The sequence below is a fragment of the Vibrio echinoideorum genome, from assembly GCF_024347455.1.
GTDB lineage: Bacteria > Pseudomonadota > Gammaproteobacteria > Enterobacterales > Vibrionaceae > Vibrio > Vibrio echinoideorum.
The window spans coordinates 1,202,670-1,216,741 of record NZ_AP025484.1 but is presented as its reverse complement, the minus strand read 5'-3'; the positions used below and the strand labels follow the sequence as shown (position 1 = coordinate 1,216,741).

Genomic DNA, 14,072 nt, shown 5'->3' with positions numbered 1-14,072 from the left:
GTGAAATCGATAAAGAAAAACCGAGGTGTTGCTGGCATTTTGTTCGTTGGTCTATTACCAATGATGGTTATTTTTATGGCGTTCTCGATGCAGATGTCGCAACAAATGTTAGCACACTCGCGGTTATTAGAAGCGGCAGAGGTTGCAAGCCTGGCACTTATTGCAAGCCCTAAAGAGGACGAAGAAAAGAACGTAAAGTATGCACGCTATTTAGTCGATAGATATGTTGTTGATAATACGGATGATGTTGATGTCGCGGTGTTTACAAGCCGTTGTGAGTACAAAGATGGTTGTGTTCAAGCCAGTGGTGAACTTGCTCCGTTTAGTGACTTTGTGGTCAGTGCGACTGCCAAATATACGTCTTGGATCGCGTACGAAGAGATGAACTTAAAACCGGAATTTTCGGTGAGTGGGCGAGCAGTCACGCGTAAGTATCTTCCTCAGCCTGTTGATGTCTACTTTATCGGGGACTTTAGTGGTTCTATGGGTTACTCGTGGAAGAACGGTAAAATGAAGCTCGATGTCGTTAAAGAGACCATTAAACGAGTCGTCGATGATATTGAAGAGTTTAACACGGAAGAAAAAAGCCGAATTGCCTTGCTCGGGTACAACCCGCTCCATGTTAAACAATCTGATGAGATAGTAAGACTTAATGCTTATGGCTATCGTGCTTCATGGCGAAAGAAATACGTTTATGACTACGCTCGGAACTCTCCTGCGACAACGGTTAGGCGAATGTTTGATAAACCAACCTTGTATAATGAGATCATCGAACCATCGTATGGAATGAGTCGATATGAAGTAGAGAGACTTTATAAGCGAAACAATGATTTTGATGATGACTACAAGTTTTATGATATTCCACTGACTGAAGACTATGACAACTTTCGAGCTCAGTTGATGAGCGCTCAGTTGGAAGCTGGTGGAGGCACCTCTTCTTGGAACGGGATCATTGCAGCGGCACAAGAAGCAAATAAGGCGACCAACCTTAACCCTGAACAAGTGTTTATTGTGTTATCAGATGGTAGCGACAACGACGAGACTTATTTACAGAAATTGGTGGATCAGGGGTTATGTAAAAAGCTGCGATCAACCATTTCAGCGAAACAAAATCGCTTCCAAAGTAATGCCCCAACTGAAGCTGAGAAAACGAAAGTCACGATGGGCGTCATTGGTATTAACTATAAAGTGGCAGAAAGTGATGGCTTTGGTGATTGCTTTGGTAAGAAAAATATCTATCACGCCAAAGATGGTGAAGATGTGTACAAGTACATTTTGAATTTGATTAATGAAGAAACCGGAAAACTAAAGGATTAACATGAGATACCTAGTGATTTTATCTACGATGCTAATGTCTCCATTGGGCTATGCGAACTGCTTGGGCAATGTCGGCGAGTACGTCACGTCGAAAACGTTGGTGTCTTCTCATACTGTGACGACACAAGTGACTGGAAAGCTGATAGAGCTTGATGAGAAACCTCAAAATGAGGTGATCAATAGAGAAAGTGAAGTCATTCAAATCGCAGCTCAAGATGATGTGTGTTTCTATGATAAAGCGACGCAATCTTTGGTACTTAATTATCCAATTAATGTGTACCAATTGGATGAAAGCCATAAACAAGTACTAGGGCAGTATCTTAGCTTAGTTGGTGATAAGGCCAAAATTTACATTGAAGGCCATGCAGATAGCTTAGGCAGCAAAAATTACAACAAAGCCCTGTCATCTCGACGCGCTGGGCAAGTGGCGAGCTACTTGAAAAAAGATCTTCATCAAGGAAGTCGCATTGTTGAATATGCATATGGTGAAAGCGCGCCAATTTGTAAGGTTGAAGACAACAAGGAAACAGGTTGTAACCGACGAGTTGTGATCACTGTTAAGTCGTAATGGGCTTGGTTGTCGTTGTCTGTATTTTTATTTTTTGGGCCGCGATGTTAAGCGGTGTATAAAGAAAAGGGAGCCCGTTTGGGCTCCCTTTTTTGATCCATCACATTATTTGATATCCAGATAAACTAGCCAACCGCCTATACCGTTGATTCAGGTAGTTCTTCTGTCTCAACTTCAGTAGGCGCTAGATACTCACACAGCTCATCGTAAGGAATAGGTCGCGAGAAGTAATAGCCTTGCATTAAATCGCACCCACATGCCTTTAGAATAGAGAAGTGTTCGTTGGACTCTACGCCCTCGGCCAATACCACCATGCCGAAGTTTTTGCCGATCGCAATTATGTTTTGAACCATCGTAAGTGACTGTTGGTCAACCGCAATGCTATCAATAAAGCTCTTATCAATTTTAAGTTCATCGATAGGGAGTGCTTTCAACATACTCAATGATGAGTAACCAGTACCGAAGTCATCCAAAGAGATCTTTATCTCTTTCTCTTTGAGATCTTCGAAAATGGGTTTTACCAAGGTTACATCTTCAATGAACAGGCTTTCGGTGATCTCCAATGTCAGACAGTTTGCCGAAAACTGATACTTTTCTAGTGTAGCGAGCAAGTGTTCAGAGAACGATTTATGAGAAAACTGGCGAACGGATATGTTAATCGACAATCCGATTTTTTGTTCTGTGGTTCTATGTAAATGCGCGATTTGCATGACACTGGATTCAATGATGAAAGCGCCCAGTTTTTGCATTAAACCTGTACTTTCAGCTATAGGTACAAAGACATCAGGTGGAACAAAGCCTAGCTCGTCATCAATCCAGCGAACGAGTGCTTCAACACCATGAATGCTTTTATCAGCACGAACCAGTGGTTGAAAAACCATGAATAACGTTTGTTTCTCGATAGCAATACGTAGTTTTTGCTCCACTCTCATTTTGTAGAGATGGGCGTCTTGCATTGCCGTCGTGAAAATACTGTATGAGTTTTGCTGCTGTTTTGCTTTGTACATGGAAATGTCGGCTGATCGAAGCAAGCTATCTAAATCCTTTCCGTGTTCAGGAAAACGCGCTATACCGATGCTACAACCTAGTAAGAACTGTGAATTTTCAACCTCATAGGGTTGAGACAACACTTCAATAATTCTCTCAGCGAGTCGTTTAATCTCGGGTTCGTTTGTTAACGGTGTTAAGAATAAAAACTCATCGCTGGATTCTCGTACCAACAAGCTCAAGCGAGAGCGGAACCTCATCAAACGCAAAGCGATTTGTTTGAGCACTTTGTCACCGAAATCGTGCCCGTGAGTATCGTTTACACATTTAAAATTATCGATATCGATAAATAACAGTGAGAATGGTTCTGACTCATCTTGAACCCATTTATCAACATTTCTGCGCATGTATAAGCGGTTTGGAAGAGTGGTTAATGAGTCGTGATTCGCTTGGTAAATAAGCTGGCTACGAGTTCGTTGCTCATTTTTGGCGATTGACTTAACCAAAAAGTAGAAACCAAACTGTAGAAAAATAAAGACACAGAGAAAAATACCAAACTCTTGTATAAAGAGCTTATCAACATGAGAGAGATCTGTTCGGCCAACCACCCAAAGCTTGTAATCTGGAATGTATCTCGCACTGATCAGTGCGTGGTACTTGTCATCGCTGATCACGAAAGAGTATGTGTCTGCTGTGGTTTCAGCATCTTTGATGCTTATCCCCATTTGTTCTGAAAAACTTGTGGAAACGCGTTTCATTACATCTTTACCAACAGGATCTAAGTAAGCATCGAGAGATTCGATGTCGCTAGAAAAGAACTGTCGGTAATTGTCGAGTCGAAGCAACGTTAATGTGTTGTAACTGCCCGCGTGTGCATTATTTTCGAATACAATTGTGCTGTCTAACCGCAGTCCGGCGGTCATCACAGCGTCTACGTTCTTGCCATCAATTGAAATCGATTTTCTTAAGGGTATGACTAAGCTATTCAGGGAGTCTTGAAAGTATGTACGCCCCAAAACCATTTTTTTACTTTCTATCGCTTCCAAGAAAGAACTTCTCGTGTATGGATTTTTGAGCAGATTTTTTTGCTCTGAGAGCTGAAGATTAGAGCTGACAGAAAGGTAGTCACCTTGAGTGTTGAGTAAGCCAAAGGCAGCAATAGCAGGGTGGGTATCAAGTAATTTGTCTAGAATCGGTCTAATTTGTATCGAAGCCGTTCGAGTAAAATCCGATTGCTGTGCGAGTTGATACCCAACAACTTCAAGTAAGGCTTCCTGACTGGTTAATAGCGAACTGACAGAACTTGAAAACAACTCGACTTGAATGTGTTGTTGCTTTGTGAAGTCATCTCTGTTGGATTGCCACTTGGTTATACCTAGCCCAGCGAAAAGCATCAGGGTAAGCAGTACGATCAGAGCGTACAGCGACCAGATATTTTTCTTAAATAGAGCCATGAGATACCTTTTGTTGGGTAATACTAATTTCAATCAAATTGAAGTGACAAACGACTAAACGACATTGGCGTTTGTAATGCTCACTGATGTAACACAGCAATAATCACAGTACCTTTCATTAAGTAGTGTAACGACTGAACGCTGATATTCTTGAGCGCAATGTTAATAATCAGTAAAACATTAATGGTTAGTACATGATTAACCACAGTTTATTTTTAGCCACGATGATCATTAATCAACCTCTAACATTAATCAGAACCTAAAAATAACAAAGAGCTTACTTTATGAGGGGGTAAATCTCATTATGAGTAAACTCTTAATTTGCGCGTAGTATATTCCAACAGTGGCAGTAAACGAAGTTGAATTACTTATGAGTGACCGCTATCGGCAGTTGTTCATTGGCGCCCCATTCAGTCCATGAGCCATCGTAAACACCCATTTCACCTGAGTATCCAGCAAGTTTAGCCGCTAATAAAATGATACAAGCGGTCACACCAGAACCACAGCTGAAGAACATGGGTTGAGAAGGGTTTAAGTCTAACGTTGAAAATATGTCGATAAGCTCGCTCTTAGACTTCAACTTACCTGCATTTAATACTTGTGCAAATGGCAGGCAAACCGAGTTAGGAATGTGGCCGCTGCGTAAGCCTTCACGTGGCTCGGGCACTTCAGAATCGAAACGTGCTTGCGAGCGTGCATCCAAAATATTTGCGCTTTTGTCATCGGAGTAGCTTTGGGTTTGCTGAGCATTGACAAAGTAGTTGTCTTGAATGTTGCCTTCAAAATTCCCAATTGGTGCGTCTGCTTTATAGTTAGTACCCGTTGCGTAACCGGCTTCTATCCAAGCAGGTAAGCCGCCATCTAAGATGTAAACATTGTTGTGTCCCATCGCCATAAACATCCACCATGCACGAGGGGACGCAAAGGTTCCTGAATTATCGTAAACCACTATCGTACTGTCTTGGTTGATACCAATTTCTTGTGCGCGCGCGTTGAAGTGGTTTTCTGTCGGAAACATATGAGGAAGCAGGGTGTGTTTGTTACAGAAGTCTTTGTCGTAATCAAAACGAATCGCACCAGGAATCATTTGTCCTTTGATCTTTTCTGATTCACTTGGAATTTGAAACTCGATACTGGCGTCTAAGATGATTAGGTCGCTTTTTAGCGGATGACTCTCTAGCGAATGGTTTTCTAGCAAACGTTGTTGAAGTTGTTCTGGTGAGATGAGTGGCTGATTCATTATTGTTATATCCATTATTGTTGTTTTAGCGAATACAGTGTGTTGGCTATGACTGCTGTTATATCCAGTACTACTGTGCAGCATGACAGCGGACAAACTGGTAGCTGTTTAGCCCGGTTATTTGATTGCTTAATGTATCAAGCGCGACTGTAGAATCAATAGGGCAGTCTATAGTTGGTGCGATGGAAACGCGAAATACTTGATGGTCTTGTGTTTGAACGGTGAGATAACGCCTGTGCCCATCCAAGGATTGAGTCAACGTGTTAGATATCACTTTGGCTTGAATTCGTTGTCCAGTTTCAGATGTCATAGGGAAATAAGCGAGAGCTAACAATAAGCCCGCACTACACATCAAAATAATTAGACCTATTTTTAGCTGTTTCATGAGATTAAGTTTTTGAAGGTTATCTTTAAAAGATAAGGCAGACTTGCCATTAAAGGAACTCGACTAACGATGAAAGTTGAAATCGCACCCAATAAAAAGTGAGCATTGCTGCTCACTTTTGAGTTAATCAATTTTGATTTGTCACTAACTTTGGAACTTAATTCTAATGTCCAAAGTTAGTCTATTACCACGTAATTTGTGAACCACTGCTTGCTACCACTTGTTGCAGCGGCGATTGGCCATCGTAAAACCATATCTCAATTAACAAGGTTTCTTCGCTTAATGGCGCTGAGAAATTCGATGCGAACACTCCGTTATCTAAAGGCCCAGCGAGCACCTTACTTGAATAATCAGGTTTAAAAGTCGAGTCAGCTCTTGTAGTAAAGCGGCTGTAAACTGAAACGAAAGATCTCTCTGTTGAGATATTGCTGATATCGATATTTAAGTCGAACTGGTCGACAGAGTTGTAATCGAATCCATCAGGGACAACCAACTCATCCATTTTATATGCTTGTGGTCCATTTGAACTTGCTGTTGTCACCTGTGTGGGCGTTGATACCGGTGCTGATACGACGGTTGGCGTCGACGGCGTTGTTACTCCAGGTGTCGAAACGACCGGTGTTGAAGGTGAAGGACTTGATGCTGATGAGCCGCCACCGCCTCCTCCACCGCCACAACCAACGAGTACTAATGGAGTAAGCAACAATGCTAATTGGACTGATTTTGCTAACCCACTATGCAGTGATGGAGCCTTACTTTGAGTACAAGTTACCTGCTCTTTGCTCGAAATATCATGACCAAGCGTTACTGTATTTTTAATAGATATGTTCATAATCATTCTCCTAAGGCAAGTAACATTGGTCAGCGGCAGGTGTTTGGAACCAATCTGTTGATTGAGTACCACCAGACTCGGCAAAGTTAGCAAAGTTTGGGTAAGCCGTAACAATATCTACGTATTCAAGTGGCCATTCCCATTCTGTGTCAGATGTAATGAGTAACGCCCAAGGGTGATTGTTTGCAGTTTTAAAGTACTTACCTGTTGCAGGGTCACTGTCATCAACACCTAAACCAGTATTGAATAGGTTAACGGCATCGAAAGCTTCTGTTGGTGCTTGGTCTGGTAAGTGAACTTCCCAGCTACGACCTGGATGTAGAGGTAGGTTTTCACCGTGGTAGTGACCGGGTGTAGCAAAAATAAACGGGTCGTATGGCATGTCTGTCCAGCTTCCAGTGCCAACGCCAGTTCCAGTTAACGTAATACCTATTTGGAAAGAGAATTGCTCACTTTCCTTACAACCATTACTGGTTCGATAGAAAGTACAATCGGTGTCAATTTTGTCACTGAGGTTGTCGGTGACTACAAAGATAGCCTCGCTTCGTTCAGCTTCTAGATCCAGACTGGTGAAAGTCCCATTGTGTTTCATGTATGAGCCTGAACTGTTGACTAACTCTGGAGCTAAGTTCGGTAAGCGAACGGCAAAGCCATTTTTGTATGAAGCTCCGACTGCGGCCAAACGCCCGTCGATGGTTGATTTTACGACTTTTCCGTCTTTGAGGATCTCGGTGATACGATACTTGATCACGGCGTCATTCATGTCGTAGTCAGCCTTATAAGGCCAGTTATCTTCATAAGCGAGAGTTGCGTAACCAGAAGCGCTTGGGAAGTAACGAGCTGTTGCGCCGTCATTTAGAACATCAACTTGAATATCTACAACCTCACCAGAAGTTGAGCCTCCGAAGTAACTTAGGTTGGTTTGTTGACTGAATCTGAATCGAGCCCACGTTGTTCCGGTTAATGCATTGATATCCACGTTTAAGAACAATTCGTTCTCTCCGCCAGTCAACGCATAGTCTGTGAATACTTGCTCATTAGGTCCATCAAAGCTGCCATCTTGGTTCCAATCAATCCAAGCCGATAGGTAGCCTGATGTAGATGCTTCGATGATCACTTTTGAATCTAAACCTGCTTCTAGCGCGGTAACGAAACCAATACCGCCATTCGCCCACTCATCATCTATGCCGACGGTTTCATCTGATTGTGGCGTAACATAACCATCTAAGTCAGCATCTGGTGGCGTTGTGCCAAGCCATGTGATGCCATCTAACTCGTGTCGAGGCCCGTTACTTGCCAGTAGCGTAAGGTAGCTATCAGGTGCATCACCAAAGTCGATATTTGAGTCTTCATCAACAACTGGTGCATTGGCACAGCGAGCACCATCGTTTTGGCCGGAAGCTGGACCATTGGAAACAAACTCTATTGCCGGAACGATACCTGCGGTGATGTTTGCAGCGTTATCAGAGGATAAATTAATACGGTAGATCTTACCGTCTTGGTTTCTCGATACGTAGTAGTAGCCATTTACATCAAAATAACCTGCACCAAAAGTTCCGAGTTCACCAGTGTCGCCTATATAGGTTTCCGCACCTGTAGTAGGGTTGAATTGATATAAACCACCTGACGAATTATCGATACCATACAGAGAACCATCACTTGGGTGGAAAGCAAAGTCAGTTAAGTTGACGGATGCAGGGCTACCCACGATCTTGTTTACGGTTACTGTTGCGTTTGGATTGTCATCCAAAGGTGATAGATCAACTGTGAACAAGCCTTTATTCTTGCGGTATAGGTAGTACACGTGTTCATAAACGTCACCTACAAAGAAGGTGTGATCGGTTGGTAAACCACTGGTGTTAATTACTTCTGCTTGGAAATCTTGCCCAAGGCGAACGAGGCGCTTGTTAGTGGTGTCATAACCGTAAATATATCTGTCTTCGAAATCGAAACCGACGCCATTGATATTGGCGTTCATACCCGTATCGTCTTCTAATAGGGTGGTTGATCCGGTAACTAAATTCACACTCCATACTTGCACGGGAGTGGACTGAAACAGGTAAGCCTTGCTCGGGCAGGTATCAAATGGTGCGGCATTGGCGACTAAAGGCGCGCTTAATAGCAAACTTAACGTTGTAATTCTCATATCTACATCCTTGTCATGGAAGATATAAATACTTAATCAAGTTACGTGCCAATTATAAGTTACTGATTATTATTAATTTTATTTTATTGGAACCAAGCTTTTGTTATTTTCTCAAAATGAGAATTCAAATGAAATCAATCTGCCATGTATTATTTCAAATTGATAAAGTAGATTCGTGTCCCTAATTTTAGGCACAAAAAAGCCCTGACTTGGCGTCAAGGCATAGTTTTTAAAGCTCAGTTGTTAAATTCTAGTTTTCAAAGTTTAGGTTTCAAACTTAGTTCTAAAGCTATGAGCTATCAGCTTAAAGCTTGGCCCTTAAACTTAGATATTTAGAAAATAGGTCGAGAGCCAGATTGGCTATCCACACACCGAACAGCTCGGCATTTTCATTAGATTCATCTCACGCCAACTGTGTGACATCGCGTCTAGGATAAGCAACTTACCTTGTTTGGGTTGACCAAGCTTGGCGATAACTTTAATAGCTTCTAATGCTTGAGCTGCGCCTACCATACCGACAACGGGAGCCATAACGCCTGCTTCAACACAACTCAGTGCTGCGTTACCAAATAGTGCGCTTAAACACTGGTAACAGGGTGCATCAGGATCTTCATAGGTGAATACGCTAATCTGACCTTCCATGCGAATAGCAGCGCCCGATACAAGTGGTGTTTTTGATGTGTAGCACAAGCGGTTCAATTGATTGCGCGTCTCAACGTTGTCACTCGCATCAAGAACAAGAGAGTGCGCTTCAATAAGCTTTTCAAGCGCTTGGTCATCTAGCCTGTGATCTACGGTTTTAATAACAAGATGCGGATTTAGCGTCTGCAAAGATTCCGCCGCTGAATCTACTTTCTTCTTGCCAATATCGGCATCAGTGTGAAGGACTTGGCGCTGTAAGTTAGACAGCTCGACAATATCATCATCGATGAGTGTCAATTTACCAATGCCAGCAGTAGCGAGGTATTGAGCGGATGCGCAGCCTAAACCTCCTGCACCCAACACCAATATCGAGCCTTGTTTCAGCGCTTCTTGGCCTTCAAAATCAAACTGCTTAAGGATGATTTGGCGGTTATAACGAAGCATCTCTGCATCAGACAATATTTCCATCGGCTAGCCTCGTTAGTACAGTGTTGAGTTAAACAGTTGAATTTGAACCGTTTCGCCCACTTCTACACGACCACGTTCACGCTCAAGTACCACAAAGCAGTTTGCTAGGCTCATTGAGCGGAATGCTCCTGAACTTTGGTTACCTGTGGTTTCTACTACAAACTGACCGTTTTCAATGGTGTAGATACCTCGTTGGTAGTCTGTGCGTCCAGGGCCTTTTTTGAATGCTGATTTAGTGGTAGCAGGAATTGATTCTGGTGCTGTCCATGCTGTGTGACCTGCAAGTTTTGCCAGCATCGGTTGAACCAATACATACATTGTCATTATTGCTGATACTGGGTTGCCCGGTAGGCCACAGAACCAGGCTTTATCCAATTCACCAAATGCGAACGGTTTGCCCGGTTTGATTGCTAGCTTCCAGAAGCCGATTTGACCTAGTTCCTCAAGGATGTCTTTAGTGTAATCCGCTTCACCAACACTCACGCCACCAGAAGTCACCACAACGTCTGCTATTTCTTGAGCTTTCTCGAACGTTTCTTTAAGTGTTGCAGGGCAATCTGGAATAATGCCTAGGTCGATAGCTTCGCAACCAAATGCTTCGATCAGCGGTTTAATACCATAGCGGTTGCTGTCGTAGATCTGACCATCTTCAAGAGGCTGACCTAATGGCTTTAGCTCATCGCCAGTCGAGAAGAAAGCGACTTTAGGTTTGTGTAATACAGTTACGTGACTAACACCCAATGAAGCGATCATCGGAATATCACGGGGTGTTAAACGTTCACCACGGCTAAGAACGATATCACCTTGTTTGATGTCGTCACCAGTAGGGCGAATATTGTTGTTCAGTTTGATGTCTTCTTGCTGAATCTCAATGCCAGCAGCCGTTTCTCGGGTGTTTTCTTGCATGATGACCGCATCACAACCCTCTGGGATCTTTGCGCCTGTCATAATGCGAATAGAAGTGTTTGCTGGCCATTCACCTTCAAATGGTTGACCCGCAAAGGATTTGCCTGCCAATGGCAGTACTTTACTGTTTTCTAGGTCTGCTAAACGTAGCGCGTACCCATCCATTGCTGAATTGTCAAAAGGAGGAACAAAAATTGGGGATAGAATGTCTTCAGCAAGTACATAACCTAATGCATCAGCAAGAGGTAGAGACAATGTCGTTTGGATTGGTTTGATTGGTGATAGCAGCTTATCTAGTGCTTCTTCAATTGGCATTAAACCCGGAGCATCGCAACAGCCCATAATTGAAATCCTTTGATCGTTATTATTTTGATTTGGTGGTTGGCTTTACGGAGTTTATGAAAACTAGCCAACGAAATTGAGGCCACTTTAGCATAGTTTAAGCCCCGTAAATAATGACCTCCCTTAAAATATGGGTGTATTTATTCAAAATTCCGAGTATCCTTGTTTGCCATCCAAAAGGGGTAATAGAAGAGGAAGTTCAATGCCAGGTCTTAGCGAATCAGCGAAGTTGGTTAAAGATGCGCTAGCAAGCCGTGGATTAGAGACACCAATGCGTCCTAACCAGGTTAGCCGAGAAGAGAAAAAGGAACGAATCGAACATCACATGCGTGAGATTCTAACTCTCCTTGAACTTGATCTTGCGGACGACAGTCTGGAAGAAACACCACAACGTATTGCAAAAATGTATGTGGATGAAATTTTCTCTGGTTTGGATTACGCCAATTTCCCAAAAATTACCGTAATTGAAAACAAGATGGGTGTTCGTGAAATGGTACGTGTTAAAGACATTACCGTAACCAGTACATGTGAACATCACTTAGTAACCATTGATGGTAAGGCCGCAGTGGCTTACATTCCGCAAGGTAAAATCATTGGTCTTTCGAAGATCAACCGTATTGTTCGATTCTTTGCTCAACGTCCTCAAGTTCAAGAGCGCATGACGCAGCAAATCCTTGTTGCTCTGCAAACGTTGTTAGAAACGGATGATGTTGCTGTAACTTTGGATGCCGTTCACTACTGTGTGAAATCACGTGGTGTTATGGATGCAACCAGCGAAACGACAACAACAGCATTGGGTGGTATTTTTAGATCAAACCCAGCAACGCGACATGAATTTTTGCACGGTCTGCGTTAACTACAGAGCTATTTGATGAACGCGATTTAGCCTCTGTAAATTGATGTTTGTTGAAAGATATTTTAAGCCTCGCTTTATGCGGGGCTTTTTTGTATCTGTAATATGAGCTTTCGCGTGCGTCGTAGCTTCCCCGACTCAGTCGTTCCTCCTTCTCGAGGATGACGTGAGTTTGTTCAGGAGCATATCGAGAATAAAGGGATTTTTTGTATGTCTGTTTATCTGTATAAGTGTTTAGGTGAAGCGCACTCAAGAAGTTTGGAGCACACACATTTGTCATTCCCTATGGGAACCAGCGTAATAGGGAATCTACTTTTTCGAGGGGGATTGGAACGGAAATTAGATGCGCTCTACAGAATCTATAAAGCGCAAATTTGGGTACAGCTGGTGGAATGCTTAAGTAAGATTAAACAAACGCTTAAAGTAATGAACAAAGCCTGATGGCTTGTTCTCAGCTTGGTAGATGTTTAAACCATCATAAAAGCTACCCATGAACTCCACTCGGATCTCATCGTCTGTATTTCTGGATAAGCGAGACAATAGTATAGCGGTGACTTCTGCATGATCATTGGCTAGGCTGTAGTCCATTCCGAGTCGTCCTTGAATGAACAACCATAAATGAGTGACTAACGTTAACTGCTGAGCATTAGAGTTTTGAAACTTATCACTGTGCGCGCTACCAACAGTATTATCGAACACGTTTTGCATCGCTTCGCTGGCTTCTTTATTGCTTTCAAAGCGGTAGCTAACATCGATATGTACTTTTGTTAGCAGGCCGAGCAATGTCTGGCGCGCAGAGTTGCTGGGCTTATTCTCACAAGCGTGTTTGAAAAGTGCGTGGTTTTCGTCAGTAAATGATTTTAACTCTTTTTCATAGCCAGTCGTCAGCGCTTTAACTGAATCAAGACCAGCGAGTTGCAAACACGCTTCGAGCTTAGTTTGACGCTGAGATTCAGTCTGAGTTTGGATCTCAGTCATTACTCTGTAGCTCTTCCCAAGTGACTTCTGCAGATTGCGTGTCGCTGTTAACGAAAGCAGAGTTACCCGACAGCATCACTGAAAGATCCATTGTACGTTGTGTCATCGCTGCCATTTGCTCTATACCATTGTTGTCTAGACGAACAATTTGAGCCTTCAGGTAGCCGAACTTACCTTTATTCTGTTCCCACCAAACATTCGATTTAGTATTGAAGCTGAATACACGCACTGATTTAGATAAGCGAGTCGCTTTCTTAACACGCTCTGGATCCGGTTCGCCCACATCAATCCAATCTAGAATTTGGTCATCTAACGACTTCTGCCACAAATCAGGTTCTTCTATGCTCGACAATCCTTTAGTGAACTGAAGATCCGGCGAAGCATTGATACAGAAAGCAATGATACGAGCCATCATACGTTGTTCAGTTTCAGAAGGATGCTGTGCAATTGTTAGATTGAAAGAGTCGTAATAGTCGCGATTCATGTCAGTTAGAGAGAGTCGAAACTTGTAGATTGTCGGTTTAAGAGCCATTGATAGGGTGTCTTAGGTAGAAATAGTGAAGGGGAATATTACCTTAAATCTCTGAATAGCGGGTAAAAAAATAGCCAGCAGAGGCTGGCTATTTTTAGAAAGCTTTAAAATACTAAATTAAAGTACTTTGATGCTGTCAGCTTGTGGGCCTTTTTGACCTTGAGATACAGTGAACTCAACTTGTTGGCCTTCAGCAAGAGTTTTGAAACCGTCGCCTGTAATTGCAGAGAAATGTGCAAATACGTCTGGACCATTTTCTTGCTCAATGAAACCGAAGCCTTTAGTTTCGTTGAACCATTTTACTTTACCAGTAACTGTGTTAGACATGATGATATCCTAATATTAAATTTTTATATTGAGCCAATTGTGGCACTGATAGCGTGGAAAAATTTATTGCTATTGCGTACAACACAACGGGGTTA

General features: G+C 42.6%; 13 protein-coding genes. 3 read left to right on the top strand and 10 right to left on the bottom strand.

The window, feature by feature from the left end; all coding sequences use genetic code 11:
• Both OCV36_RS21585 and OCV36_RS21580 read left to right on the top strand, forming a co-directional pair.
• On the top strand, positions 1-1,317 hold the full coding sequence (locus OCV36_RS21585) for a VWA domain-containing protein (protein WP_135455270.1): 1,317 nt from the start codon (positions 1-3) through the stop codon (positions 1,315-1,317).
• 1 nt (position 1,318) lies between these two features.
• Positions 1,319-1,885, top strand: a complete 567-nt coding sequence (locus OCV36_RS21580; RefSeq protein WP_135455268.1) for an OmpA family protein — start codon at positions 1,319-1,321, stop codon at positions 1,883-1,885.
• 137 nt (positions 1,886-2,022) lie between these two features.
• On the opposite strand, the gene OCV36_RS21575 is transcribed toward OCV36_RS21580, so the two are convergent.
• From OCV36_RS21575 to moeA, 7 genes are all read right to left on the bottom strand, one after another.
• Positions 2,023-4,326 carry a putative bifunctional diguanylate cyclase/phosphodiesterase gene (locus OCV36_RS21575; protein ID WP_135455266.1) on the bottom strand — a complete coding sequence of 768 codons (2,304 nt, stop codon included), beginning with the start codon at positions 4,324-4,326 and terminating at the stop codon, positions 2,023-2,025.
• Positions 4,327-4,690: 364 nt separating this feature from the next.
• The gene (locus OCV36_RS21570; protein ID WP_135455265.1) at positions 4,691-5,566 is read right to left on the bottom strand and encodes a sulfurtransferase; all 876 of its coding nucleotides are present in this window, start codon (positions 5,564-5,566) and stop codon (positions 4,691-4,693) included.
• A gap of 70 nt (positions 5,567-5,636) precedes the next feature.
• Positions 5,637-5,951, bottom strand: coding sequence for a hypothetical protein (locus tag OCV36_RS21565; protein WP_017075445.1), 315 nt, complete (start codon positions 5,949-5,951; stop codon positions 5,637-5,639).
• 184 nt (positions 5,952-6,135) lie between these two features.
• Entirely contained in the window at positions 6,136-6,783 is a 648-nt protein-coding gene (locus OCV36_RS21560) for a hypothetical protein (RefSeq protein ID WP_017075446.1), read from the bottom strand.
• A gap of 10 nt (positions 6,784-6,793) precedes the next feature.
• Positions 6,794-8,929 (bottom strand): LruC domain-containing protein, encoded by a 2,136-nt coding sequence (locus tag OCV36_RS21555; protein WP_135455263.1) that lies wholly within the window; start codon positions 8,927-8,929, stop codon positions 6,794-6,796.
• 360 nt (positions 8,930-9,289) lie between these two features.
• A complete protein-coding gene (gene moeB, locus OCV36_RS21550) occupies positions 9,290-10,039 on the bottom strand; it encodes a molybdopterin-synthase adenylyltransferase MoeB (protein ID WP_135455260.1) in 750 nt (249 codons plus the stop codon).
• 12 nt (positions 10,040-10,051) lie between these two features.
• Positions 10,052-11,287, bottom strand: a complete 1,236-nt coding sequence (gene moeA / locus OCV36_RS21545) for a molybdopterin molybdotransferase MoeA (protein WP_135455258.1) — start codon at positions 11,285-11,287, stop codon at positions 10,052-10,054.
• Between the two features lie 202 nt (positions 11,288-11,489).
• Between moeA and folE the strand changes: the two genes are divergently transcribed.
• Positions 11,490-12,143 carry a GTP cyclohydrolase I FolE gene (folE, locus tag OCV36_RS21540; protein WP_017075450.1) on the top strand — a complete coding sequence of 218 codons (654 nt, stop codon included), beginning with the start codon at positions 11,490-11,492 and terminating at the stop codon, positions 12,141-12,143.
• Positions 12,144-12,536: 393 nt separating this feature from the next.
• On the opposite strand, the gene OCV36_RS21535 is transcribed toward folE, so the two are convergent.
• The 3 genes from OCV36_RS21535 to OCV36_RS21525 form a co-directional block, all read right to left on the bottom strand.
• Positions 12,537-13,118 carry a hypothetical protein gene (locus tag OCV36_RS21535; RefSeq protein ID WP_017075451.1) on the bottom strand — a complete coding sequence of 194 codons (582 nt, stop codon included), beginning with the start codon at positions 13,116-13,118 and terminating at the stop codon, positions 12,537-12,539.
• Positions 13,111-13,650 (bottom strand): YaeQ family protein, encoded by a 540-nt coding sequence (locus OCV36_RS21530; RefSeq protein WP_017075452.1) that lies wholly within the window; start codon positions 13,648-13,650, stop codon positions 13,111-13,113. The genes OCV36_RS21535 and OCV36_RS21530 overlap by 8 nt, the downstream gene beginning before the upstream one ends.
• A 117-nt stretch (positions 13,651-13,767) precedes the next feature.
• Complete coding sequence (locus OCV36_RS21525) at positions 13,768-13,977, bottom strand: cold-shock protein (protein ID WP_004731543.1); 210 nt, start codon at positions 13,975-13,977, stop codon at positions 13,768-13,770.
• Positions 13,978-14,072 lie beyond the last annotated feature (95 nt).